The organism is Variovorax sp. P1_G12, assembly GCF_056405555.1.
The window spans coordinates 62,084-87,557 of sequence record NZ_JBFUBW010000026.1 but is presented as its reverse complement, the minus strand read 5'-3'; the positions used below and the strand labels follow the sequence as shown (position 1 = coordinate 87,557).

At 67.4% G+C, this 25,474-nt stretch carries 21 protein-coding genes; 8 read left to right on the top strand and 13 right to left on the bottom strand.

Translation table 11 applies throughout. From position 1 onward, the window contains the following. Positions 1-46 precede the first annotated feature (46 nt). The 3 genes from AC1D2O_RS26245 to AC1D2O_RS26235 are packed head-to-tail and all read left to right on the top strand — an operon-like array spanning position 47 to position 5,384. Positions 47-1,354 carry a glycoside hydrolase family 15 protein gene (locus AC1D2O_RS26245; RefSeq protein ID WP_478158157.1) on the top strand — a complete coding sequence of 436 codons (1,308 nt, stop codon included), beginning with the start codon at positions 47-49 and terminating at the stop codon, positions 1,352-1,354. Beyond that, positions 1,351-3,111, top strand: a complete 1,761-nt coding sequence (locus AC1D2O_RS26240; RefSeq protein WP_478087827.1) for an ABC transporter ATP-binding protein/permease — start codon at positions 1,351-1,353, stop codon at positions 3,109-3,111. The genes AC1D2O_RS26245 and AC1D2O_RS26240 overlap by 4 nt, the downstream gene beginning before the upstream one ends. Then, on the top strand, positions 3,108-5,384 hold the full coding sequence (locus AC1D2O_RS26235) for a CocE/NonD family hydrolase (RefSeq protein ID WP_478087825.1): 2,277 nt from the start codon (positions 3,108-3,110) through the stop codon (positions 5,382-5,384). The genes AC1D2O_RS26240 and AC1D2O_RS26235 overlap by 4 nt, the downstream gene beginning before the upstream one ends. Before the next feature lie 4 nt (positions 5,385-5,388). Here the strand turns inward: AC1D2O_RS26235 and AC1D2O_RS26230 are convergent, their stop codons facing one another. From AC1D2O_RS26230 to AC1D2O_RS26220, 3 genes are all read right to left on the bottom strand, one after another. Continuing rightward, positions 5,389-7,026, bottom strand: a complete 1,638-nt coding sequence (locus AC1D2O_RS26230) for an alpha-amylase family glycosyl hydrolase (protein WP_478087823.1) — start codon at positions 7,024-7,026, stop codon at positions 5,389-5,391. Between the two features lie 234 nt (positions 7,027-7,260). Continuing rightward, positions 7,261-7,704, bottom strand: a complete 444-nt coding sequence (locus AC1D2O_RS26225) for a cupin domain-containing protein (RefSeq protein ID WP_478158156.1) — start codon at positions 7,702-7,704, stop codon at positions 7,261-7,263. Between the two features lie 182 nt (positions 7,705-7,886). Then, positions 7,887-8,876, bottom strand: a complete 990-nt coding sequence (locus AC1D2O_RS26220; RefSeq protein WP_478158155.1) for a hypothetical protein — start codon at positions 8,874-8,876, stop codon at positions 7,887-7,889. A 198-nt stretch (positions 8,877-9,074) separates the two neighbouring features. On the opposite strand from AC1D2O_RS26220, the gene AC1D2O_RS26215 reads away from it, so the two are divergent. From AC1D2O_RS26215 to AC1D2O_RS26200, 4 genes are read left to right on the top strand one after another with little or no spacing between them, the layout of a single operon-like run. Next, positions 9,075-10,049: a Bug family tripartite tricarboxylate transporter substrate binding protein gene (locus AC1D2O_RS26215; protein ID WP_478090362.1), complete on the top strand. Its 975-nt coding sequence runs from the start codon at positions 9,075-9,077 to the stop codon at positions 10,047-10,049. After that, complete coding sequence (locus AC1D2O_RS26210) at positions 10,049-10,918, top strand: isocitrate lyase/PEP mutase family protein (protein WP_478090361.1); 870 nt, start codon at positions 10,049-10,051, stop codon at positions 10,916-10,918. The genes AC1D2O_RS26215 and AC1D2O_RS26210 overlap by 1 nt, the downstream gene beginning before the upstream one ends. Continuing rightward, the gene (locus AC1D2O_RS26205) at positions 10,911-11,735 is read left to right on the top strand and encodes an amidohydrolase family protein (protein ID WP_478090360.1); all 825 of its coding nucleotides are present in this window, start codon (positions 10,911-10,913) and stop codon (positions 11,733-11,735) included. Before AC1D2O_RS26210 ends, AC1D2O_RS26205 begins: the two co-directional genes overlap by 8 nt. Positions 11,736-11,776: 41 nt before the next feature. Further along, positions 11,777-12,748 carry a tripartite tricarboxylate transporter substrate binding protein gene (locus tag AC1D2O_RS26200; RefSeq protein ID WP_478090359.1) on the top strand — a complete coding sequence of 324 codons (972 nt, stop codon included), beginning with the start codon at positions 11,777-11,779 and terminating at the stop codon, positions 12,746-12,748. A 16-nt stretch (positions 12,749-12,764) separates the two neighbouring features. Here AC1D2O_RS26200 and AC1D2O_RS26195 read toward each other — a convergent pair whose 3' ends face one another. Beyond that, the gene (locus AC1D2O_RS26195) at positions 12,765-13,640 is read right to left on the bottom strand and encodes a LysR family transcriptional regulator (RefSeq protein ID WP_478158154.1); all 876 of its coding nucleotides are present in this window, start codon (positions 13,638-13,640) and stop codon (positions 12,765-12,767) included. Between the two features lie 265 nt (positions 13,641-13,905). Between AC1D2O_RS26195 and AC1D2O_RS26190 the strand changes: the two genes are divergently transcribed. Further along, a complete protein-coding gene (locus tag AC1D2O_RS26190; protein ID WP_478090357.1) occupies positions 13,906-15,366 on the top strand; it encodes a metal-dependent hydrolase family protein in 1,461 nt (486 codons plus the stop codon). 10 nt (positions 15,367-15,376) lie between these two features. On the opposite strand, the gene AC1D2O_RS26185 is transcribed toward AC1D2O_RS26190, so the two are convergent. From AC1D2O_RS26185 to AC1D2O_RS26145, 9 genes are read right to left on the bottom strand one after another with little or no spacing between them, the layout of a single operon-like run. After that, on the bottom strand, positions 15,377-15,742 hold the full coding sequence (locus AC1D2O_RS26185; RefSeq protein ID WP_478090356.1) for a RidA family protein: 366 nt from the start codon (positions 15,740-15,742) through the stop codon (positions 15,377-15,379). After that, entirely contained in the window at positions 15,739-17,205 is a 1,467-nt protein-coding gene (locus AC1D2O_RS26180) for an N-acyl-D-amino-acid deacylase family protein (RefSeq protein WP_478090355.1), read from the bottom strand. Before AC1D2O_RS26180 ends, AC1D2O_RS26185 begins: the two co-directional genes overlap by 4 nt. A 13-nt stretch (positions 17,206-17,218) precedes the next feature. Then, on the bottom strand, positions 17,219-18,202 hold the full coding sequence (locus AC1D2O_RS26175) for an ABC transporter ATP-binding protein (protein WP_478090354.1): 984 nt from the start codon (positions 18,200-18,202) through the stop codon (positions 17,219-17,221). Then, the gene (locus AC1D2O_RS26170; protein ID WP_478090353.1) at positions 18,199-19,230 is read right to left on the bottom strand and encodes an ABC transporter ATP-binding protein; all 1,032 of its coding nucleotides are present in this window, start codon (positions 19,228-19,230) and stop codon (positions 18,199-18,201) included. Before AC1D2O_RS26170 ends, AC1D2O_RS26175 begins: the two co-directional genes overlap by 4 nt. A 10-nt stretch (positions 19,231-19,240) precedes the next feature. Continuing rightward, positions 19,241-20,149, bottom strand: coding sequence for an ABC transporter permease (locus tag AC1D2O_RS26165; protein ID WP_478158153.1), 909 nt, complete (start codon positions 20,147-20,149; stop codon positions 19,241-19,243). A 20-nt stretch (positions 20,150-20,169) separates the two neighbouring features. Further along, on the bottom strand, positions 20,170-21,105 hold the full coding sequence (locus AC1D2O_RS26160) for an ABC transporter permease (RefSeq protein WP_478091274.1): 936 nt from the start codon (positions 21,103-21,105) through the stop codon (positions 20,170-20,172). A 21-nt stretch (positions 21,106-21,126) separates the two neighbouring features. Next, positions 21,127-22,704, bottom strand: coding sequence for an ABC transporter substrate-binding protein (locus AC1D2O_RS26155; RefSeq protein WP_478158152.1), 1,578 nt, complete (start codon positions 22,702-22,704; stop codon positions 21,127-21,129). A gap of 47 nt (positions 22,705-22,751) precedes the next feature. Continuing rightward, the gene (locus tag AC1D2O_RS26150) at positions 22,752-24,197 is read right to left on the bottom strand and encodes a M81 family metallopeptidase (RefSeq protein ID WP_478091270.1); all 1,446 of its coding nucleotides are present in this window, start codon (positions 24,195-24,197) and stop codon (positions 22,752-22,754) included. Between the two features lie 47 nt (positions 24,198-24,244). Beyond that, positions 24,245-25,402, bottom strand: a complete 1,158-nt coding sequence (locus tag AC1D2O_RS26145; RefSeq protein ID WP_478158151.1) for an NAD(P)/FAD-dependent oxidoreductase — start codon at positions 25,400-25,402, stop codon at positions 24,245-24,247. Between the last annotated feature and the right edge of the window lie 72 nt (positions 25,403-25,474).

Sequence of the window (25,474 nt, the reverse complement as noted above, 5' to 3'; positions counted from 1 at the left end):
ACAGCTGTCCCATTCGGCGAGCGCGATGCTGTCAAGTATCTCGCCGGTGTCGATCGTCAAGCAGCGCCCAGGCTTCGGTCAGACCATACGGCCGATCGCCGGCGCCATCGTCGCCTCGCCCGTACTCGGCGGCTACGACCCGGACCCGGACTACTTCTTTCATTGGTTCCGCGACTCGGCCGTCGTCATCGATGCACTGCGCCTGCTCTACGTCGATCGACGCGTCGGCGACGAAGCCCTGCAGCATCTGCGCGATTTCACCCGCTTCAGCCTTGCCGTGAACGGACTCGACGGCCGCGCGGTTGCCGCGGTGCCCGACCGCAGAGCGCGCGTGGCCCCCGAATTCCTGCAGTTTCTGCGCGAGGACCATGACCTCGCGAGCGCCCACGGCGATGCCGTCGTCGCCGAAACGAGGGTGAACCCCGACGGTACCCTCGATGTCCTCCGATGGGCGCGCCCCCAGCACGACGGGCCGCCATTGCGCGCGATGGCGCTGCTGCGCTGGGCGGCCGGCGGGCACCTCGACGCGGCCCTGCTGGCGGAGGTCACGCCGCTGATCCGTTTCGACATCGACTTCACGCTGCGTCACTGGCGCGAGCCGTCATACGACATCTGGGAGGAGGAACTCGGCCACCACTACTACACACTGCGCGTCGCAGGGGCCGCGCTGGCCGAAGGCGCGGCATGGCTGGAGGGCTTGGGCGACACGGCGCAGGCGCAGCGCTGCCGGGAGGAGTCGCGGGCCGTGCGGCGCCTGCTCGACGACTACTGGGTAGACGAACGAGACGAACGAGACGAACGGTCAGACGATCGCGACTCGACGCGCGGCTACTACCGTTCACGCGTGTTGGCGGACGGCCGGCCGAGTCCGAAGGCGCTGGACATCGCGGTGATCCTGTCGGCGATCCACAGCCTCGGCACCGAGGCCGCGCATGGACCGGCCGATCCGCGCATGCAGGCCACGCTGGCGCGACTCGACGCGCTGTTCGATGCGGCCTATCCAATCAACCACGGCCGTGCCGCAGGCCGTGGCGCGGCGATGGGTCGGTACGCCGGCGACGTGTACTACTCGGGCGGCGCGTACTACTTCTCGACGCTCGGCGCCGCCGAGTTCTGTTTCCGCGCCGCGGCGATGGGCGGCGATGCGCGCCATTGGCTCGAGCGCGGTGACGCCTATCTCGCCACCGTACGTGCGTACACGCCGGCCGGTGGTGACCTGTCGGAACAGTTCGACCAGTGCAGCGGCGCGCAGACCTCGGCGAAGCAACTGGCCTGGAGCCACGCCGCGTTCATTTCGTGTGTCTCGGCGCGCCGCATCGCGGCCGCCGCTTGTCAGGCGCCGCGGTGGCGATGAGCGCGAGGCCAGAGAACCGTGTCGAGCCGGCTGCAAGGACCGGTTTCTTCCGTCAGGTCAGCGAGTTGCTCGGCGCCTTGCGAGTGTCCCCGGTCGCGAAAACGCTTGTCGCGCTGATGGGCGCGATCGTCGTGGTCGTCGCGCTCACGGCGTATGGGCAGATCGAGCTCAATAGCTGGAACAAGCCGTTCTACGATGCGATCTCGCGTCGCGACCTGAGCGAATTCGTCGTGCAGGTAGGCGTCTTCGCGGTCATTGCGGGCGTGCTGCTGGTCTTGAACGTCGCGCAGAGGTGGCTGGGCGAAACCTTGCAGCTGAAGCTGCGCGAGGCCGTGGTCAATGACCTCGTGGGGCTGTGGCTGCAGCCGCGCCGGGCGTTCTGGCTCCAGGCCAGCGGCCCGATGGGGACCCATCCGGATCAGCGCATGCACGAAGACACGCTGAAGCTGTGCGATCTGTCGGTCGCCCTCGGCGTGGGTCTGTTGCAGGCAGCGATGCTGTTCGGCAGCTTTGCGAGCGTGCTGTGGGTCCTCTCCAAGGACTTCAGCCTCTTCTTCGACGGCAAGGACCATGTGTTGCCGGGCTTCATGTTGTGGGCGGCGATTGCCTATGCGGTCGCCGGCTCGCTGGTCACCTACTGGGTCGGCAACGGCCTGATCTCGCGCAACGCCGAGCGCTACGCGCGTGAAGGCGAATTGCGCTTCTCGCTGACGCGCATCAACGAGCATCTCGACGGCATCTCCCTGGCTGGTGGCGAGGCCGACGAGAAGCGTCGCGTCGCCATGCATTTCGGCGACGTCTTGCGCGCCACATCGCGCGTGGTGCTCGGGCTGACCAACCTGACCTGGGTCACCGCGGGCTTCGGCTGGGTCACCATCATCGCGCCGACGCTGGTGGCCGCACCCCTCTACTTCTCGGGGAAGGTTTCGTTCGGTGGCTTGATGATGGCTGCCGCGGCCTTCACGCAGGCGCAGTCGTCGCTGCGCTGGTTCGTCGACAACTTCAGCATCATTGCCGACTGGCGCGCCACGCTGCTGCGTGTCGCCGACCTGCGTCGGATGCTGGCGTCCGATCTGGAGGCACAAGCAGGCGGCAGTCGCATCGCCTATGAGGAGAGCGAAGCCGGGGCGCTCGCGATCGAAGCGCTCGGGGTTCGCTCCTGGACCGGCCACGATCGGCTGGACACCCCGGGTCTCGTCGTGCACCGCGGTCAGCGCGTCTTGATCCTCGGCACACCGGGCACCGAGAAGACCTTGCTGTTCCGGGCGCTCGCGGGCCTCTGGCCCTGGGGCTCCGGCACCGTGCGCCGGCCCGTCGGCGAGACGATCCACTACATGCCGCGCGGCACGCCCTACATTCCCCGCGGCACGCTGGCCGAAGTGCTGTCGTATGCGATGGAACCGTCGAGCTACCCGAGAGAAGCCATGGTGGCCGCACTGGCGAGTGTGGGCCTCCAGCGATTGGAAGAATTGCTGAACAAGACGGGTCGCTGGGAGAGCGAGCTCAGCATGGACGAGCAGTTGCGGCTGGGCTTCGCCCGCGTGGTGCTGCAGGCACCGCCCTGGCTGGTGATGGACGAAGCCTTCGGCGCGTTCGACGACGACACGCTCGAACTCATCATCGACGTGCTGGGCAAGCTCACGCACACGGGCATCATCCACATAGGCTCGGCCGGAGAGGCGCACGACCGGCTGTTCACGCAGGTGGTGCATCTGGTCAAAGCGCCGAACGCCGTGCCCGAGGAGCAGCGACCATGAGACACCCCGAGTCAACCGTCAGTCGTGCGCGTCGCGCCCTCATGCGGCTGATTCTTGCGCTGCCCGCGTGGGCCTGGGCGGCGGATTTCGGTTTCCGACCACCGCGCGATCCTGACGATGCCACCGCGGCGGACCTGATGCGAGATCTGGCCCAGCGCATCTTGCCGGTGTACCAGGAGGCGGACACCGATGTCTTCCTGGCCAACGTGACCGCGTTGCAGATCGTCAGCGGCGCCTACCGCGCGGCCTCCGACAGCAGCCGGTCCCTGCGCAACCGCCGCCAGGGCAAGCCATTCGACGACCTGGTCCAGCGTGCGATCCTCGACGGCATCTATGCGCGTGCGCGCGCGATCGAAGCGGACGAGCGCCTCGGCTTCGCCGAAGCCTACGCGCGCTCGTTCCAGGAGCTGGTGTCGCCGCTCGACAACGCGCAAGCCCAGGCCATCATGGCGCGGCTCGAAACCCCGCTGGCGGTGTATAGAGAGCCGCTGCGTCAAGCTTTCGATCTCTGGCGCGCGAAGGGCAGCCTCCCGGAGGCCGATGCTCTGGCGCTCGTGCGAACCTGGCTTTCGTACCAGTCGCGTCGCAGCTTCGGTGCACTGCTGCCCGAATTGTTCGCGGCGGAAAACCGCAACCGCTACGTGGCGGAGGCTGACGTCAGGATTCCCGTGCGCGCGGGTGTCATCCATGCGAGCCTGGTTCGGCCCGGCCGCACGAATGGCGCCCTGCCGACGCTGCTGCGCTTCACGCTCGATCCCGCCGAGGACGACGCCCAGCGCAGCGCCGTCAAAGGCTACGTCGGCGTCACCGCGTACGTGCGCGGACGCACGCCCGACGGCAAGGGCGCCGTGTGGCCGTTCGTTCGCGACGGCGAAGACGCCGCCGCCGTCATCGACTGGATTGCCCGGCAGGCGTGGAGCGACGGCCGCGTCTGCATGCTCGGCGACGGCTACTCCGGCTACGCCGCCTGGGCCGCCGCCCGCAGGAGACCGGCGGCACTCAAGGCCATCGCCACGATCGCGCCGATGGCGCCGGGCATCGACTTCCCAATGGCCGGACAAATCTTCCGCAACGCCATGGTCCGCTGGGCGCAGGAGCACGCGAATGGCGAGCCCCTGCGGGCCGACGTCGACGCCGACCCGGACACGATATGGCAGGCACTCGACGCGCGCTGGCATCGTGGCGATCGCCCCTACTGGGACGTGGACCGCGTCCTGCTGGGCAGGCGCAGCAGGCTGATCCGAACCTGGCTGACGCACCCAAGTCACGATCGCTACTGGCAGAAGTTCCTGCCGTCGGCGGAGCAGTTCGCGCGAATCGACATCCCGGTGCTCAGCTTCGCCGGCTACTACGGCGCAGACGCCGGCGCGCTCTACTTCCACCACGAGCATCGTCGCAACCGGCCGCAGGCCGACACGACGCTGCTTCTCGGCCCCTACGACGCGGTCTCGATCCGGCTCGGCACGGCGGCAACGCTGCGCGGCTACACGCTTGACCCCGTCGCACGCGTCGACCTGCCCGAGTTGCGCTACCAATGGCTCGACCACATCCTGAAGGGCACGAACAAGCCTTCTCTGCTGATGGATCGCGTCAACTACCAGGTGATGGGCGCGGATCAGTGGCGCCATGTGCCGACGCTGGACGCGCCGCAGCGTACCCGGCTGCGCCTTTACCTCGACACCCGCGAGCGCGACGACCCGCACCGCCTGTTGCCGTCGCCGTCCGAAGGCGGTGGCAGCGCGCGGCTCTCGGTCGATCTCGCCGATCGACGTGACGTGCGCATCCCGTGGCCGGACGCGCTGCGCGTGAAGCAACTTCCGACGCGCAACAGCATCAGCTTTGTCAGTGATCCGCTCTCGGAGGACACCGAGATCGTCGGCAGCCTGCGCGGCGTGTTCGACATCACGCCCTCGCGGCAGGACGTGGACTTCAACATCTCGCTGTACGAGCAGACGGAAAGCGGCGAATACCAACTGCTGTTCGATCCCTACGACTTCCGCGCCAGCTACGCAGGCCATCGCGTGCGTCGCCGGCTTCTTCGGGCCGGCGAGCGTCAGCTGCTTGCGTTCACCGCCGAACGCGTGACGGCTTGCAGGCTTGCGGCGGGCAGCCGCATCGTGCTGCTGATCGGCCTCAACAGGCGCCCCGACCGGCAGATCAACTACGGCAGCGGCAAGGACGTGAATTCGGAAACCATTGCCGACGCAAGGTGGCCTGTGCGCGTGCGCTGGCATACGCACAGCTACGTCGAGATCCCGACCGGCAAGTCTTGATTGCTCATCGTGTCGTCGGACCTTTGTCGTTCACGGCGCCGATAATGACGCCTTCGCAGGGCGCCATCACCAGGGGCCCCTTGATGAACTCGGCGCGCGCAGGATCGGTCGATGCCAGCACGATCGGCTGGCGCGGCATCAACGCCGGCGAAATCGGCGCCGAGGTGGCGCCGAAGTTGAAGATCACCACCAGCCGCTGTCCTTCGCCGTTGCGCGCATAGGCGAGCACCTCGTCTTCGGTTTCAAGCGCTTCATAGTTGCCTCGGTTCAGCGCAGGCTGCGCGCTGCGCAACGCGATGAGGCGCCGGTAGAGCGCCAGCATCGACCCTGCGTCGTGTGATTGCGTTTCCACATTGTGCGTGGGCCAGTCGGCCGCCAAGCGCAGCCACGGCGTACCGGTCGTGAAGCCCGCATGCTCCGCGGCGCTCCACTGCATGGGCGTTCGCTCCGGGTCGCGACCCAGGCCCATGCCGGACTTGTTCTTCTCGAACGGGTCCTGCACTTCATCGGCGGGAATGGGGACGTCCGTCATGCCGATCTCGTCGCCGTAGTAGAGCGTCGGCGTGCCGCGCAGCGTGAGCAGCAGCATGGCCGCGAGCCGCGCCATCTGTGGCCCGACGCGGCTCGCAATGCGGGGTTTGTCGTGGTTGCCCAGCACCCAATTCGGCTGGGCGCCGGCGGGCAAGGCGGCTTCGTAGTCGCGCACAAGGCGGTCGATGCGCGCCGCCTGCCACTCGGTCGCGATCAGCTGAAAGTTGAAGGGCAGTTGCACGCCTTCGAGCACCCCTTCGGCGTTGAGTCCGTAGTAGGCGACCAGGCGCGTGAGCGGCAGGTAGAGCTCGCCGATCAGCACGCGTGACGAGCGTGTGTCGCTGAACGCGTCGACCACGCGGCGCATCTCGGTCACGATCGGTTGCACCTCCGGCAGGTCCGTGTTGTAGAGCATCAACCAGCGGTGAAATGGGTCCTGGCCCTCGACGAAGTCCGGATTCGGCGGGTTGTCGCGGAACTGCGCGTCCTTGATGATTTGAGAGAGTACGTCGACGCGGAATCCGTCGACGCCGCGCTGAAGCCAGAAGCGCAGCACCTCGTACATCGCGGCTCGCACGTCGGGGTTGCGCCAGTTGAGGTCGGGCTGCTCCTTCAGGAACGAATGGCAGTAGTACTGGCCGGTGGTCGGATCGAAGGCCCAGGCCGGGCCGCCGAAATTGCTGAGCCAGTTGTTGGGCGGCCCGCCGCCCGGCGCCGGGTCGCGCCAGATGTACCAGTCGCGTCGCGGATCGCTGCGTGCGCTGCGGCTCTGCACGAACCACGGATGACGGTCCGACGTGTGGTTGGGCACGAAGTCCAGGATGAGCTTGAGCTCTCTCGCATGGGCCTCCTGCACCAGCGCATCGAAGCCGTCCAGCGTGCCGAAGCGCGGATCGACGTCGCAAAAATCGGAGATGTCGTACCCGAAGTCGGCCATCGGCGAGGGATAGATCGGCGAGATCCAGACGGCATCGACGCCGAGCGAGACCAGATGATCCAGCCGGGCGCGGATTCCGTCGAGGTCTCCGATGCCATCGCCGTTGCTGTCCTGGAACGAACGCGGGTAGACCTGATAGACGATTCCGCACTTCCACCAGTCGTCGGCTGACATCTTGATCCCCTCATGCTCGGTTTCGAGAGGGTCCATTGTCTCCAGAAAGTGTGCAGGGCATCATGAGACCGGTCGTCGATCCTGAGGCCTCTTTGGCACCTGATGAACGGAGTCGGCCTCACAGCGTGAGTTCGCAGTCCGGCCCGGAAGGACCGCAACCGCTGCACACCTGCCGTACGAGGTCGAACGCGACAGACCGGACCGGACGACGCTGGACGCAGCCTCGTGTGCCGTTCAGGCTGCGACAGTCACACCGTGGCGATCGAGAACGGCCAGCAGCTTTGGAATATCGGGTGGGCCCACCGGAATCTCGTGGTCGACGGCGGTGAACATTTGGGCGGCCAAGGCGTTCTGCCCGGTGATCTCGAGCATCCGGCCACCACCCTTGCCGTACTGAAAACCGTGTACCGTTCCGCGCGGTACATGCACGAGCGTTCCAGGTTGACAGGTGTGGGCGCAACCGTCGCAGAGAAAGCTGATCTCGCCGTCGAGGACATAGAAGGATTCGTCCCAGTCGTGGCTATGCGGAGGCGGACCGGTTCCCTCGTCCCCCTGTTGAAAAGTGATCCCATAGCTCTGTGTTGCCGCATTCGACGCCAGCACCGTGACTTGCGTGCCAAGCACGTTCAGAGGAACTTCGCGCTGATCGGGCGTCAAGACAAAGTACGGAATCGTCATGATCCATTCCTCCAGACTGGGAGCACGATTCTGCGCGCCGCGCCGAGCAGACACAAGCCATCGCGCGCGGCGCGGGTCGGGGGCAGTCCAGTGCGCCGAATAGGCGATTTTGACCAAGCGATCCGAACGCCCGCATCGACACTCTCCGCAACACTCTTCGCCGGGACGAATCTACCGTCGGATCAGACCCAGGCGATCCGGTAGTCGAGGGTGTGCCCAATGCGCTCCGAGAAGCGGGCGACCGACTTGGCCGCCACCCGTTCGCTGACACTCACCGGGATCAGCGTCGTGAGCCAGGCGCCTGCGCCCAGCGGCTCGCCCTCCAGCTTGCGAGGGCGTGAGGTTGGCGTGTAGCCCACGATCGCCTCTCGCTTGCCGGCCCCCTCGAGCAGGTCGTAAAGATCGCGGAACAGGATGAACGAGGTGTCGTTCTGGTGCGCCGACCAGTTCGCCACCGGGAGGAAGTCCACCAGGTGGATGAGCTGGTAGTTCAGCGCGATCCAGAGATCCTCGCCGCTCATCGTGATCGGCTGGTTGTCGATCACCCGGTGAAATGTGATCGAGGCGATCGCATCGGCGCGGTGGACGTTTCTCCGGAGCTCCCGGCGCAGTGGGCCGGCGAAGAGCAGCCGCAGCACGGAGGGAAAGGCCTCGGTCTGCGTCCACTCCGAGTGTGTCATCAACTCGCGGAGCGCCGGGATCTTGTCGGCCGGCATCGCAAAGGTGTTGGTGCCAGTTCCAAGGATCGAGTGCAGCAGCATCACCAGGGGGGACTGCCGGGGGTAGTGCTGCACGCTGTACTCGAAGCAGAAGTACAGGTGGTCGAGGAACGAGCCGTCGGCGTGCTCCACATCGAAGTCGCACTCGCTCACCAGGAACTGCATCAGCTCCGGGCTCACCTCGGGGAGCGGGTGCGCCGCGCGGGCGGCCGCGTACTCGGCCTGCACTGCCTGGGCGGCAGCGGCGTCCCAGTGGGCCTCCTTGCCCACCCGGGTGGTCATCACGAAGCGGGCGGCATTGCCCTCGAGGGTCTTGAAGATGGTGCGATCGAGGTCGAAGTCCGGGATCGGCTCGACCAGGACCTTGCCCGTGTGGTCAATGGCGGCGCCACGGGCGATGGCGGCCTTGCGTTGGGTCGTCGGGTCGGGACGCTCGGCGGCGGACTGTTTCATTGGGTTCGCGGGCACGAACCAAGTGTAGAGGAAGTCGGCGCTGCGGATGCCCGGCCACGCAAGAATGCACGGATGCCCGCGTCGCATCGTCATAAGGACGGCTTATCGAAATTGAACAGAAGTGGTGGTTCCGAAGATGGGGTGTACCTGCCGATACTGGTCCTTCCCTGAGCAACAAATCTGACGGAGACCTCCACCATGACAACGACGCTTCGCATGGGCTTCTGGTGCGGACTGGCCATCGCCGCCACCAGCCACTGCGCATTCGCACAGACCCCGCCCGCCTGGCCGGTCAAGCCGATACGGCTGATCGTGCCTTTTTCGGCCGGAGGCGCCAATGATCTGATGGCACGGGTGGCAGCGGAAGGCGCATCCAAGGCGCTGGGGCAACCCGTCATCGTCGAGAACAAACCCGGCGGCGCCACCAGCCTCGGCGCCGACATCGCTGCCAAGTCGGCGCCCGACGGCTACACATTCCTGGTGAGCGCCGCGGGCGTGATCTCGAACAGCATGATCAAGAAGAACCTGCCGTACAAGGACGGCGACCTGACGCCGGTCGTCATGATCGGCCTGGCGCCCTCGGTGGTGCTCGTGGCCGCGGATGCCCCCTACAAGGATCTCAAGGAGTTCATCGCTGCTTCGCGCACGGGCCAGGGCTTCCATTGGGCAACTGCCGGCACCGGGAGCACGCCTCACTTCGTGGCCGGCATCCTGCAGACCAAGTACGGCGCAAAGCTGGATGTCGTTCCCTACAAGAGCGGCTCGGAGTCGATCACCGCGGTGATCGGCAAGCAGGTCGAGGCGACCTCCGAAGCCAGCATCGTCGCGCTGCCCTACATCACCAGCGGGAAGCTCAAGGCCCTGGCCGACACGTGGACTACGCGCATCTCTGCCTATCCGCAACTCTCGACGGCCACCGAGCAAGGCTTCGGCGACATACGCATCGCGCACTGGGCAGGTATCCACGCGCCAGCCGGAACGCCAGCCGCGATTCTCGACAAGATGAGTGATGCCGTGGACAAGGCAATGAAGACGCCTGAAGTCATCGATCGACTCAAGAAAGTCGGTATCGAGCCGATCGGCGGTACACGCGCCGCCTTCGTCAAGTTCGTCGACGAAGAGCGCAGTCGTCTTGGCGCGGTCGTCAAGGCGACCGGCATGCGGGACGAATGATGAGCGAGATCCATCCAGGTACCCGGTTGCGACAGCTTGTCAATGCGCGCCGCGGCTTGATGGTTCCCGGCGCGGCCAACGCACTGGCGGCCCGGGTGATCGAGCATCTCGGCTTCGAAGCCGTGTACTTGAGCGGTGCCGGCCTGACCAACACCTTCTACGGCATGCCCGATCTCGGCTTTGTCGGCTTGACTGACATTGCCCAGCACACCGCCGCGATCCGCGACGCAGTGGCACTGCCCATCGTCGTGGACGCCGATACAGGTTTCGGCAACGCCCTGAACGTACGCCATGCCGTGCGCACCCTGGAGCGCGCCGGGGCCAACGCGATCCAGCTCGAAGACCAGGCGATGCCGAAGAAGTGCGGTCACTTCGAGGGCAAATCCATCATCACGCAGCAGGAGATGGTGGGCAAGGTCAAGGCCGCGGTCGATGCGCGGCGGCACCCCGACTTTCTGGTCATTGCACGGACGGACGCGGCCGGCGTGGAAGGCATCGATGAAGCCATCTCGCGGGCCGTCGCCTATGCGGAGGCTGGCGCAGACATCACCTTCGTCGAAGCGCCCGAATCACTGGAGGCCCTGCGGCGCATCCCGACGGAGATTCCCTGCCCGCAAGTGGTCAACGTGGTGATCGGCGGCAAGACTCCCACGCTCACGGCGGCCGAGTTCGCCGCCATGGGTTTCGGCCTGGTGCTGTACGCCAACGCCGCCCTGCAGGGCGCCGTGCGAGGGATGACGCAGGCGCTCCAGACCTTGCACAGCGTCGGGAAACTCGAGGAATCGAGCGGACTGGTTGCCACCTTTGCCGAACGCCAGGCGCTGGTTCGCAAGAATGACTTCGATGCGCTCGAGCGACGCTATGCTTGAATCTTCCGCCACGCGCACCGCTGTCGACAGTCATGCGCATGTGTTCGTGCACGGCCTGCCGCTGGCGCCGCGCCGGCGCCACGCCCCGGCGTACGACGCAACGCTCGCCGACTACCTGTCCCTCCTCGACAGGCACGGCGTGTCGCACGGCGTTCTGGTGCAGCCGAGCTTCCTCGGAACCGACAATTCGTTCCTGCTCGACGCGTTGCGGCGCGAACCAATCCGTTTGCGCGGCGTGGTCATGCTCGATCCATCGTCGAGCGCGCAGCAACTCCACGAACTGGACGTCCTGGGTGTCCGTGGCGTCCGGCTGAACCTCGTCGGGCTTCCCATCCCCGATCTGCGCGGCGAGCGCTGGTCCGGTTTTCTTGCAAGACTCCATGCGCTTGACTGGCACGTGGAAGTGCATCGGGAGGCGGTTGATCTCAGGCCGTGCGTCGAGCCGCTGCTGCTCGCGGGTTGCAAGGTCGTCGTTGACCACTTCGGGAGGCCGAATGCCAATGTCGAAGGAAGCGACGGCGGATTCGAATGGCTGCTGGCCCAGGCCGCGACGGGGCGCGTGTGGGTCAAGCTTGCGGCCGCCTATCGAAGCTGGGATCAAGAGGAGGGGGCGCAGGCCACCGCGGCAGCGGCTGCCCTGCTTGCGCATTTCGGACCTGAACGCCTGGTCTGGGGAAGCGACTGGCCCAACACGCAGCATCGGGATCGGGCCAGTTTTGCGTCGGCCCGGCGGGCGCTCGACACATGGATTCCTGATCCGGAGGCACGCAGGCGCATCCTTGTCGACACGCCCGCAGAGCTTTTTCGCTTCAGCTGAAGATCCAGCCGTCAGCCCCAGAATCACAATCGAGAGACAACATGACTTTTTCAGTTCTTGGCCGCGCGCTGATGGTTTGCGCAACGCTCTGCACCGGCGGCTGGGCTGCGGCGCAGGACTATCCCGCCAGGCCGATCAAATTGATCGTGACCTACCCGCCGGGCGGTACCGTGGATGCGGTCGCGCGCATCATCGCGCCCCCGCTGGCCATGCGGCTCGGTCAGCCCGTCGTCATCGACAATCGCGGTGGCGCTGGCGGCATGATCGGCGGGGATCTTGCAGCGAAGAGCGCTCCGGATGGATACACGCTCATGCTTGACGCGTCGAATCACGCGCAGAACCCCGCACTGCATAGCAAGATGCCGTTCGACACCCTGGGTGCTTTCGCGCCGGTGTCGTTGCTGGTCAAGGTGCCCAACGTGCTGCTGGTGAATCCCGCGTACCCGGTGCACACGGTGTCGGACCTGATCGCGCGCGCCAAGGCCAGGCCTGGCGAAGTCAACTACGCGTCGTCGGGCAACGGCTCGTCACCGCACCAGGCCGCCGAGCTGTTCGATTCGATGGCCAAGACCCGCATGACGCATGTCGCCTACAAGGGGGGCGGACCCGCGCTCACCGATGTGATGGCGGGGCAGGTTCCGGTGTTCTTTGCCAGTCTGGGCTCCTCGCTGCCGTACATCAAGAGCGAGAAGCTGCGTGCGGTCGCCGTGGCGGGCAAGAGCCGGTCGGCCGTGCTGCCGAATGTGCCGACGATTGCGGAGTCCGGATTGCCGGGCTACGAGATGTACGAGTGGAATGCCGTGTTCGCGCCGGCCGGCACGCCCGCGCCGATCATCGACAAGGTGTCGAAGGCCCTCGCCGCCGTCATCAAGGAGCCGGACGTCAATGCCCGTCTGGTGGCGCTGGGGGCAGAAACCATCGGATCGACGCCTGCGGAGCTGGACACCTTCCGAAGAGCGGAAATGGCCAAGTGGACGCGCGTTGCCAAGGAAAACAACATCCGTCTCGACTAGGGCCTGTGAACAGGCCCTAGAGCATGTCCGCGAACACGTCTGCCAAGGTGGGGCGAGAGCGCGCCCGCCACAGTGCACTGAGATCGAAGCGCGGAAGTTCGTCGCCGTCGCGAACGGTGGCGTAACGCACGCCCTCGTGCCCAAGCGCCCGTACCGACTCCGGCAGCAGGGACCATCCCAGGCCGGCGGCGACGCAAGCCAGCACGGTGAGCGTTCGGTTGGCGTCTTGCACCACCCTGGTGTCGTGGCCGTGGCGGCGGAACACACCCAGCAATTCGGCGCGCAATGCGGGCATCTGCGATTCCGGAAACCAGACCAACCCCTGTGCGGCAACGTCGGCCAGCGAGACAGTGCCGTCCTTGGCGAGGGCATAGGTCGCAGGCACCACCGCGATGAGCTTGTCGTGCCCAAGCTGACGCTCGTGCAACTTGACCGCCAGCGAGACCGGGGGGTGGAGCAGCGCGACGTCGATCGTCCCGTTCTCGAGCGCCACCACCTGTTCGGCGTTGCTCATCTCCCGCAGTACCACCGCCACCTGGGGGTATTCACGACGCAAACGATCGAGCGCATGCGGAAGCACCTTGTAGACGGCGTGCGTCACGAATCCGACGATCAGCCTGCCGCCCCGTCCCTGTGCGATCGCGCGAGCCCGGTCAGCGGCCGCATCGCCATGGGCCAGGCTGGCACGCAAGTCTTCAACGACGGCATGCCCTGCGTCCGTCAACAGGGCGCCGCGCCGCGTCCGCTCGAAGAGCTTGACGCCCAGCTCCTGCTCGATGCGATTGAGCGTCTGCGTCAGTGCTGGCTGTGCCTGGCCCAACCGCTCGGCAGCCCGGGTCAGGCTGCCGGCATCCGCGACGGCGACGATGCAACGCATCTGGCGAGTGTCCATGACCTGATTCCAAAGAGTCGCTGTTCAGCATGACGGTGCAGCGATTGTGGCGGCATCGAGCAGCGAGCGCCACGGCTGCAGACGCTCGTGCGCCAATGAACACAACCCGCCGCTCGCCGGTGTCCGCTGTCCGACGAACCGAGCGTTGTCAGGACCTCGCCCTACGCGCCAAGCCTGCGGCTTCAGGTCGCACCGGGCCGGTAAACTCGATCGCCTTTGCATTCGGCGCGGATGACGGCAGACTGTCGAGGTCTGGAGGTCATTTATGTACGCCTGCGAAACCATGGCGGACGGCTCGCAAGTGAGCCGTGCCATCTGCCTTTGTCATCGGCCCGAGGTCGGGAGGCTGACCCGACTGATCAACGCGGACCTGTCGAGGCGCGGCTTCGTCGCCGGCATGGCCGCCTCGGTCGCGGCGCTGGGGCTTCCTTTCGGTGCCATCGCACAGCCCGCGCCAGCGACGCCGGCGAGGCCGATCCTGCTCACCAATTTCCGGCTCTTCGATGGCAAGGGCGCGACGCTGCGCGACGGCTTGCACCTCGTGGTCGAGGGGGACCGGATCAAATCGGTGGGCAGCGGCGCGCCGGCCGCGCCGGCGGGCGCTCAGACGATCAACTGCGGCGGCCGGGTTGTCATGCCCGGAATGATCGATGCCCATTGGCATTCGATGTTTGCAGCCTTGCCGCTCCAGGTGCTGCTGCAAGGCAACATCGGCTACATCCACGTCGCGGCCAGCGGGGAAGCCCAACGCACACTGCTCAGGGGTTTCACGACCGTGCGTGACCTGGGGGGTCCGGCGTTCGCATTCAAGCAGGCGATCGACCAGGGCCTGACGCCGGGCCCGCGCATCTACCCTTCCGGCGCAATGATCACCGGCACCGGTGGACACGGCGACCTGCGCCCCTTGTCCGACGTGCCGCGAAACCCGGGCACCCTGAGCTTCACGGAGCAGACTGGCGCCGCGGCCATCGTCGACAGCCCGGACGAGATCCGGCTGCGTGTGCGCGAGCAACTGACGCAGGGCGCATCGCAGATCAAGCTCGTGGGCGGCGGCGGCGTCTCTTCGCCGCGCAGTCCCCTGGATCTGACGACGCTGTCGGAGGCGGAGTTGCGGGCAGGCGTGGAGGCAGCGAGAGACTGGAATACCTATGCCACGGTGCATGCCTATGCGCCAACGACCGTGCAACGCGCCATCACGGCAGGCGCCCGCTGCGTCGAGCACGCGCATCTGATGGACGAGACGACCGCGAAGATGATGGCCGACAAGGGCGTCTGGCTGAGCATCCAGCCGTTCCTGTCGGACGAAGACACGGGCCCTCTGGGCGGCCCGAACCGGGTGGCGGCGCTCCAGGTGTTCGCGGGAACCGACAACGCCTACAGGCTCGCCAGGAAGCACAAGATCAAGACCGCGTGGGGCTCGGACATGCTGTTCTCCCCGGCGCTGGCGACCCGCCAGGGCACGATGCTGACACATCTGACGAAGTGGTACTCGAACAGCGAGATCCTCACCATGGCCACATCCACCAATGCGGAACTGCTGCGTCTTTCAGGGCCGCGCAATCCCTATCCTGGAAAACTGGGCGTCATCGAGGAAGGCGCGTATGCGGATCTGCTGCTCGTCGACGGCAATCCCGTCGAGAACATCGCGCTGCTTGCGAATCCCGACAGCAGCCTTCTGATCGTCATGAAGGACGGCAGGATCCACAAGAACACGCTGAAGGCATAGCGGGCGCGCCTCAGCCCACCCAGGCCTGCACTTCGATTTCGACGCGCGCTCCCTTGTAGAGCTCGGCCTGCACGGTCGAGCGCGTGGGCAGGGCACCCGCGAAATGCTTCGCGTATTCTTCGTTGAATGCGGCGAACTCGCCCAGGTCCGCAAGCCACACGGTGACGCGCACCACGTCGCTCATGCGCGCGCCGCATTCGCCGAGCGTGAGGGCCACGCGTTCCAGCACGGCCTTCGTCTGGGCCTGGATGCCGCCCTCGACGATGTTGGCCTGCGCATCCATCGCGAGCACGCCCGAGAGAAACAGAAAACCACCTGCGCGCACGGCCTTCGAGAACGGAACAGGCAGGGGAGTCGGGTAGCGTTCGATGCTCATGTGGTTTCCTTGTGGTCCTTGCGCACGATCACCTGCCCGTTGCGTGCCCCGCTGTGCACGCCGTGCTGCCAGGTGACGGCGCCATTCACGATCACCGCGTCGATGCCTTCGGCCGGCCGCGTCGGCGTTTCGTAGGTCGCGCTGTCGCGCACCGTCGCGGGGTTGAAGATCACCACATCGGCGTGGTGGCCCGGCTTCAGCGTGCCGCGCTCGTGCAGCCCGAAGTTGCGGGCCGTGAGCCCGGTCATCTTCCACACCGCCGTCTCCAGCGGGAACAGGCCGATGTCGCGGCTGTAGTGGCCCAGCACACGCGGGAAGGTGCCCCACAGCCGCGGATGCGGCTTCTCGCCGAGCGGGATGCCGTCCGAGCCGATCATGGTCTCGTCGAACGCGAGGACGCGCTCCACGTCGTCCTCGTCCATCATGAAATAGATCGCGCTGCCGGGCTGGAGCCGCCGTGCCGCATCCTCGCCCGACACGCCCCATTCGGCCGCGATGTCCTTCAGGTCGCGGCCCGCGCACTCGGGATGCGGCACGCTCGAGGCGATCAGCACGCGGCCTTCCATCATCCCGCGGTCGGTGCGGATCATGGTGGAGCCGGCCGTGTACGGGTAGCAGTCGAGCCCGATGCACTGGTGCTGCATCGCTTCCTTGATGAAGGGCAGCGTGACTTTGGTCTTGCCGAAGTTCTGCACGTTCTGCACCTTGTGGTGCGACACCACCACCGGGATGTCGAGCGCGCGGCCGATGTGGAAGGTCTCTTCGAGCGACTCCATCACGCGGTCGCTTTCGTCGCGCATGTGGGTCACGTAGAGCGCCTTGCGCGCCGTGAGCGGGCGGCCGACCTCGATGATCTCCTCGGTCGTGGCCTTCACGGCGGGCGGGTAGAAGGTGCCGGTCGACAGGCCGATCGCGCCGGCCTGCATGGCTTCCTCGACCAGCGCCTGCATGGCTGCGATCTCCGTATCGTTCGCGGGCCGGTCGAGGTCGGACATGACCACGGCGCGCAAGGTCGAATGGCCGACCATCGCCGCCACGTTCACCGACGAGGGCGTGGCGCGCAGTGCGTCGAGGTAGGCCGCGAAGGTCGTGAAGCGGCCTTCGGCCGGGGAGTCGAGCAGGCTCAACGGCATCGGCAGGTCCATGTCCGGGCGCAGCGGCGCCGCGCTGATGCCGCAGTTGCCCGCGATCACCGTGGTCACGCCCTGCGACACCTTGAAGGGCATCTGCGCCTGCGACAGCACGGCCTGGTCGTCGTGCGTGTGCGAGTCGATGAAGCCGGGCGCGACGATGCGGCCCGTGGCGTCGAGCGTCTGGTCGGCCGTATGGCCCGCGAGCTGGCCGATGGCGGCGATGCGGCCTTTCAGGATGCCGATGTCGGCATCGAAACGCGGCGCCTTGGTGCCGTCGATCACGGTGCCGCCGCGAATCAGGAGGTCGTAGTGGGTCGGAGCATCGGACATGTGGATTCCTTCTTCAACGAAAGTGGCAGGCCACCCAGTGGCCGCCGTTGGACGACGAGGGCCGCTCGGTCAGCTCGGGCGTCTTCTCCTTGCACACGGCCTGCGCCATCGGGCAGCGCGTGTGAAAGCGGCACCCCGAAGGCGGATTGGCGGGGCTCGGCGGATCGCCTTGCAGCAGGATGCGGCGCGCCGGCGTGCGCGGGTTCGGCACGGGAACGGCCGACAGCAGGATCTCGGTGTAGGGGTGCAGCGGCGTCGAGAACAGCGTGTCGCGGTCCGCGATCTCCACGATGTGGCCGAGGTACATCACCGCCACGCGATGGCTGATGTGGCGCACCACCGCGAGGTCGTGCGCGACGAACAGGTAGGCGATGCCCAGCTCGGCCTGCAGATCCATCAGCAGGTTCACCACCTGCGCCTGCACCGACACGTCCAGCGCCGACACCGGTTCGTCGCAGACGATCAGCTTCGGGTTCAGCGCCAGCGCGCGCGCAATGCCCAGCCGCTGCCGCTGGCCGCCCGAGAACTCGTGCGGAAACTTCTTCGCCGCCTCGGGCCGCAGGCCGACGCGCGAGAACAGCCACTGCACGCGCTCGCGCCGCTCGGCCGCGTCGTCGGTGCCGAAGTTGCGCAGTGGCTCGGCCACGATGTCGCCGGCCGTCAGGCGCGGGTTCAGCGAGGCATACGGGTCCTGGAAGATGATCTGCAGCTGGCGACGGCGCAGGCGCATCTCGTTCGCCGGGAGCGTCAGCAGCTCCTCGCCGTCGAGCCGCACCGAGCCTGCGCTGGGCTCGACCAGCCGCAGCACCGACTTGGCCGCGGTCGTCTTGCCGCAGCCGGATTCGCCGACCAGCGAGAGCGTCTCACCGCGCGCGACCGAAAACGACACGCCGTCGACCGCCTGGATCGCCGGCTTCGCGGGCCGCAGCCAGCGCTTGGGAGAGATGTAGTGCTTGCGCAGATCGCGCACCTCGAGCAGCGGGGCCGCGGTCGTCATGCCATCACTCCGGCCGCATCGGCCCATTGTTCCTCGACGGCAAAGCAGGCCACCACATGGTCGCCGCCCTGCCGCACCAGCCGCGGCGTCTCCACGCGGCAGCGCTCGCGCGCATGGCCGCAGCGCGCCGCGAAGGCGCAGCCGCGTCCCAGCTCGTGCGCGGCCGGCACCAGCCCCGGGATCTCGGTGAGCCGCGTGCTCGCGGTATTCAATCCGGGCATCGAGGCCATCAGCGCGCGCGTGTAGGGATGCAGCGGCCGGTCGAACAGGTCGATCACGTCGGCTTCCTCGACCTTCCTGCCAGCATACATCACGACCACGCGGTCGCAGCTCTCGGCCACCACGCCGAGGTCGTGCGTGATCATCACCACGCCCATGCCCAGCTCCTTCTGAAGCCGCTTGATGAGATCGAGGATCTGCGCCTGGATCGTCACGTCCAGCGCCGTCGTCGGCTCGTCGGCGATCAGCACCTCGGGGTTGCAGGCCAGGGCCAGCGCGATCATGACGCGCTGGCGCATGCCGCCCGAGAGTTGGTGCGGGTACTCGTTCACGCGCCGCTCGGGCTCGGGGATCTGCACCAGGCGCAGCATCTCGACCGCGCGCTTCATCGCATCGGAGCGGCTGGCCCTCTGGTGCAGTTGCACCGTCTCGGCGATCTGCCGGCCCACGGTGAGCACCGGGTTCAGCGAGGTCATCGGCTCCTGGAAGATCATCGAGATGCGGTTGCCGCGGATCTGCCGCATCTCGCGCTCGCTGAGCTGCATCAGGTCGGTGCCGCGCAGCCGAACGGCGCCCATGTGGCGCCCGGGCGGCGTCGGCACCAGCCGCAGGATCGACAGCGCGGTCACGCTCTTGCCGCAGCCCGATTCGCCGACCACGCCGAGCGTGCGGCCCGCTCGCACGGTGTAGGAAACGCCATCGACCGAGCGCACCACGCCCGCCAGCGTGTGGAAGTGGGTGCGCAGGTCGTCGACTTCGAGCAGCGGCTCGCCGGGGGCGAGCGCGGTATGGGACATCGGGATCGTCATGGCGCTTCGCTCACAGTTGCCGTGCCAGGCGCGGGTCGAGCGCATCGCGCAGGCCGTCGCCGAGCAGGTTGATGGCCAGCACCGTGGCCGCCAGCAGCAGGCCCGGGTACAGGATGATGTGGAACGCCACCGCCACGAAGTTGCGGCCCTCGGCCATCATGTTGCCCCAGCTGGGTGTCTGCGCAGGCACGCCGACGCCGAGGAAGGACAGCGCCGCCTCGGTCAGCACCGCGGCGGCGGCCACGAAGGTCGACTGCACGATCAGCGGCGCCACCATGTTGGGCAGCACATGCCGCAGCAGGATCAGCGGCAGCCGCGTGCCGACCGCGTGCGCGGCCTCGACGTAGAGCTGCTCGCGCAAGGTGAGCGCGAGCGAGCGCACCAGCCGCACCACGCGCGGAATCTCGGGCACGGTGATGGCGACGATCACCGTCGTCAGGCTGGCGCGCGTCACCGCCATGAGTGCAATGGCGAGCAGGATGCCGGGAATGGCCATCAGCCCGTCCATCACCCGCATCACCGGCCCGTCGGCCCAGCGCACGAAGCCCGCGAACAGGCCGGTCAGCACGCCGAAGAAGGTGGCCAGCAGCGCGACCGAGGCGCCGACGATCATCGACACCCGTCCGCCCCACACTGCGCGGCTGAACACGTCGCGGCCCAGCGCGTCGGTGCCGAACCAGTGCTCGGACGAGGGCGGCTGCATGCGCGCGAGCGGGTCGATGTCCTGCGGGTCGAAGGTGGCGATCCAGGGCGCGGCGATGGAGATGGCGGCCACCGCGACCAGCAGCAGCGCGCCGATGATGAGCGTGGGGTTCTTGCGCAGCCAGCGAAAGCGCGGCAGCACGAAGGGAGCTTCGGCGGCCTCCGGTGCCACCGGGGTTGGCGCGTCGGCGTGGCGGAAGGGCAGGGCAGTGGACATGGAATGAAGGCCCGGTTCAATCAATACTGGATTCGCGGGTCGAAGAGCCGGTAGCTCAGATCGATCAGCAGGTTGATCAGCACGTACACGCCGGCCGACAGCAGCAGCACGCTCTGGATCACGGGATAGTCATGGCGCTGTACCGAATCGATCACGAGTCGGCCCACGCCCGGAATGGCGAACACCGTCTCCGTCACCACCACGCCGCCGATCAGCAGTGCGATGCCCACGCCCACCGTGGTGGCGATGGGAATGGCCGCGTTGCGCAGCGCATGGCCCAGCACCGGCAGCACGCCGAGACCCTTGGCGCGCGCGGTGCGGATGTAGTCTTCATGCAGCACCTCGAGCACCGTGGCGCGCGTCATGCGCGTCACGAGCGCGATGTACACCAGCGCCAGGTTCACGCAGGGAAGCACCAGGCCGCGCAGCCAGTCGCTTGGGCTTTCCGAGAAATGCACATAGCCCTGGACCGGAAACCACGGCAGCTGGATCGCGAAAGCGTAGATCAGCAGGTAGCCGACCAGGAACACCGGCACCGAGAAGGCGAGCACCGCGAACAGCATCACCAGCCGGTCGATCCAGCTGCCCGCGCGATAGGCCGCGAGCGTGCCCAGCGGTACGGCCACCACCAGCGTGATCGCCATGGTCAGCACCGCGATCGACACCGTGGGCTCCAGCCGCTGACCCAGCAGCTGCGTCACCGGCACCTGCGTGAAGATCGAGGTGCCGAGGTCGCCGGTGAAGAGCTTGCCCAGCCAGATCGCGAACTGCTGCCACAGCGGCAGATTCAGGCCCAGCGCGGCGCGCAGCTTCTCGATGTCTTCGACGGAGGCGAGGTCGCCGGCGATCAGCGCGGCCGGGTCGCCGGGCGACAGGTGAATCAGCAGAAACACCACCACGGCCACCACCGCCATGACGGGCAGCGTCGAGAGAAATCGTCGGAGGATGTAGCCCATGATGAAGCAGCGTGGTGCCGGTTACTTGTCGAGCACCCAGACCGTCGGCATGCCGGCCCAGAGCTTGTCGGTGCCCTTGAGGCTGGCGCGCGCGGCATACGCGGACGAATACTGGCCCGCGTTGATGTACGGTACCGCCTCGTAGGCGCGGGCCTGGAAGGCGTCGAGCACTTCCTTGCGCTTGGCCGGCACCGTTTCCTTGAGCCAGGCGCTGCGCAGTTCGTCGAGCGCCTTGTCGCAGGGCCAGCCGGGCAGGGAGTTGCCGCAGGCGGCGCTCAGGTAGGCGTTGGTGATCGGTGAGTTGACGTCGAACTCGCCGGCCACGGTGACGTACATGTTCCAGCCGCCGGCCTCCGGTGCGTCGCGCTTGGCGCGGCGTGCGCCGATGGAAGCCCAGTCCATCGTCTGCGCTTCGACGTTCATGCCGATGCTGCGCATGGTTTGCGCGGCCATCAGCGCCTCGGCGTTGAGGTAGGTGACGTCGCTCGGCACCAGGAGCGTGACCTTCTCGCCCTTGTAGCCGGCGTCCGCGAGCATTTTCTTGGCCTTGGCCACGTCGGCCTTGCGGTAGGGCTCGGCGCCCGCGGCAGTCTCGTTGGGGCTGCCGCAGATGAAGAAGGTCTGGCAGTAGCTCATGCGCATGTCGAGCGGATAGCCCATGGCCGCGACGATGCGTTCCTGGCTCACGGCCTGCAGCAGCGCCTGGCGCACCTTCGGGTTGTCGAAGGGCGGCAGCAGGTGGTTCATCACCAGGAAGCCCTGGTAGGTGCCGCCGGAGCCGATCTTCACGCTCGGGTCGGTGCGCAAGGGGGCAATGTAGTCGGGCGGCACCTGCTCCACCAGGTCGACCTCGCCGCGCTTGAGTGCCGCGATGGCGCTGTTGGCATCGGGCAGGTAAAGCCATTCCACGCGGTCGAAGGTGGTCTTCTTGCTGCCGGCCAGGCCGCTCGGCGGTTCGCTGCGCGGCACGTAGTTGGGGTTGCGCACGAACACGGTCTTGTTGCCCGGCACCCACTCGTCGCGCTTGAAGATGAAGGGGCCGGAGCCGATCACCTCGGGCAGCGGCGCGGTCGCGGACATCTTGGCCAGCCGCTCCGGCAGGATCACCGGCGGAAAGCTGGAGGGCTTGGCCAGCCCGTCGAGCACCAGGCCGAAGGGCTCGGTGAGCGTGAGCGTGAAGGTGCGCCCATCCACGGCCTTCCACTCGGCGCCACCCGCCACCATGGCGCGGCCGATGCTGTCGCGCGCGGCCCAGCGCTGCAGCGAGGCGATGGCGTCGGCCGAGGTCACGGCGCTGCCGTCGGAAAACTTCAGACCCGGGCGCAGCGTGAAGCTCCACTGCTTGCTGTCCTTGGAGCTCGTGTACTTCTCGACCATCTGCGGCTGCGGCTTGCCGCTCGCGTCCTGCGCGAACAGCGTGTCGTAGACCATGTAGCCGAAGTTGCGCGAGATGTAGGCCGTGGTGAAGGTCGGGTCGAGGATCTTCAGGTCGGCATGCGCCACCACCTTCAGCGTCTTGGGCGGCGTCTGGGCGAGCGCCGGCAGGCACGCGGCTGAAAGCGCCAGGGTGGCAAGGGCTGCGAGCGTTCGTCGTTTCATCGTCGGTTCTCCGGTAAGGGCTGAAAAGAAATGGGCAAGCCCGGGGGTCATGCGGTGATCGGCCACTTGGGCAGGCGGGCCTTGCGATACGGCAGCGTGCTGAGGTCCAGCGTCACGGCGCCCGGCGCGCCCGCATAGATCACATGCTTCGCGACCTTGGCGTACGAGGCATAGAAATGCTGCGACGACTTCACGACGATGATCTTCTTGGCGGCCAGGTCGCAGCCCAGCTGCGTGAACAGGTCGGTGCCCATCGCCTGGTTGCGCAGCGTGATCAGCACGATCTCGATGCCGTCGGCCTCGACCAGCGCGCTGTCGCCCATCAGCGTGGGCGTGCCCGCCAGGCCGGTCATGACCAGGTCGTGCTGCAGCGCCTTCACGGTGCAATCGAGGTCCATCGGATCACCCGACAGCGGGCTGATCTTGCCGCCGATGCGCATCGCGAGCTTCGCGCCCACGCCTGCGTCGAAGGCGATGCGCACTGCGATCGGGTCCCACATGGGGCCGATGGCCGCGTTGCGAATGCCGCGCTCGACCATGCGGCGCAGGATGAAGGTCGAATCACTGGCCGCGCCGCCGCCGGGGTTGTCGGCACCGTCGGACAGCACCACGGGGCCGCCGTCGAAGGCCAGCGCCTCGTCGAGCGATGCGTCGATGCTCGGATAGTGGACCGTGAGCCCGTCGCGCATGGCGATCAGCTCGTCGGCGAGCTGGCGCGCCAGCGCGTCGGCCTTGGCCTGGTTGCCGTCGGTGTAGACCAGCACCTTGGTGCCCATCTCTGACACGTCGCCCCATGAGAAGCCGTGCGTCAGCGAGACCGACAGCACGCCGTCCTTGCCCTCGAGCGACTGCATGCGCTCGACGAAGCCGCGCGCCGGTTCGCGCGAGGTGTGGACCGTGACGATCATGTCGCAGTCGACCACCGCGGCCACCGGCCTGACCTTGCCTTCGACGGTGGCGGCGCAGATGTCGACCAGCTCCAGCCCGCGCTCGAGCACGTCGGTGTGCGGGTACTCCTTGAAGGAGATCATCACGTCGGCGTTGGCGACCATCTCGGGCGTGAGGTGGTTGTGCGGATCGAGCTCCGCGCCGATCACCACGTCGGGCCCGACGATCTGCCGCACGCGCGCCAGCAGGTCGCCTTCGCAGTCGTCATAGCCGTCGGCCACCATCGCGCCGTGCAGGCCGAGCAGCACCATGTCGACCGGCAGCACCGCGCGCAGGTCGTTCAGCAGTTCGTCGCGCAGCGTCTCGTAGGCATGGCGCGTGGTCGTGCCGCTGGGCTGCGCGCCGGCGACCATGCCCTCGAACAGCTGCCATCCCTTGTCGGCGCCGCGCATGCGCGCGGCCCACAGCGGGCCCGAGAACAGCGTCATCGCATCGGGATGCTTGCCGGCGGCGAAGTAGCCGCGGTCCTTGAAGGAGGCGAGGCTGGTCGGCATCGGGCCGAAGGTGTTGGTTTCGGTGGCGAGGGAGGCACTGAAGACACGCATGGGTGGGTTCTCGTTGAGGTGGGAGGGCGGTTGTTCTTGTCCGGCGATCAGGCGCAGGCCGCGCGCAGCCGCTGCGGGCCCAGCATCTCGGCCGTGAGCCCGAAGGCCGCGATGCGCTCGGGCAGCGGCAACCCGCGTGCCAGCGCGGCGCAGGCCTCGCCCATGGCGGCCGAGGTCTGGATGCCGTAGCCGCCTTGCGCCGCGACCCAGAAGAAGCCGGGCGCCCCGGGCTCGAAACCGCCGACCAGGTCGCCGTCGGCCACGAAGGAACGCAGCCCGGCCCAGGTGCGCGTGGGGCGGCGGACGGCGAGCGTGGTCGCTTCCTCGATGCGGTGCACGGCGATGGCGATGTCGAGCTCCTCGGGCTGCACATCCTGCGGCTCGGTGGGGTCGGCATTGGCCGGCGAACCGAGCAGCATGCCGGCGTCGGGCTTGATGTACCAGCCTTCGTCGGCGCCGAAGACCATGGGCCAGTGCGCGACGCTCTCGCCCTCGGGCGGCGCGAAGATGAAGGCCGAGCGCCGGCGCGGCTCGATGCCCAGCGGCCGCACGCCCGCCATGCGGGCGATGGCGTCGACCCAGGCACCGGCCGCGTTGAGCACCACCGGCGCCTCGTACACGGCGCCGCCGGCCTGCACGCGCCAGCGGTCGCCGACGCGTTCGATGGCCGTCACGTCCGCATCGCACACCAGCTTGCCGCCGGCCTGCCGCATGCCGCGCAGGTAGCCCTGGTGGATGGCGTGCACGTCCATGTCGGCCGCATCGGGTTCGTACACCGCGCCCAGCACCTGTTCGGGCCGCAGCGCCGGCACCATCTCGCGCGCCTGTTCGCCGCTCAGCCGCGACGCGCCGGTGTTCATGGCGCGCAGTACCTCCCAGTGGGCTTCGAGCTCGGCCATGTGCTCCTTGCCCGCGACCATCATGGCGCCGCGCGGCGTGAGCAGCGGATGCTCCGCGAAGCCCGCGGGCGGGTCTTCGAGGAAGGCGCGGCTGGCCATCGTGAGGGCGCGCACCTGCGGCGTGCCGTAGCTTTCCATGAAGAGGGCGGCGGAGCGGCCGGTGGAGTGGTAGCCGGGCTGCGATTCGCGTTCGAGCAGGATCACGCGGGCGTGGGGCGCCAGCCAGTGGGCCACCGAGGCCCCGGCGATGCCGCCGCCGATCACGAGGTAGTCGGCCACGAAGGGCGCTGGTGTGCTGGTACTCATCGGCGAAAAGTGTAGATAGAAATTTGCGGATACGCAAATTCATTCGACCCTATCAAGGGAAAACCATGGGCA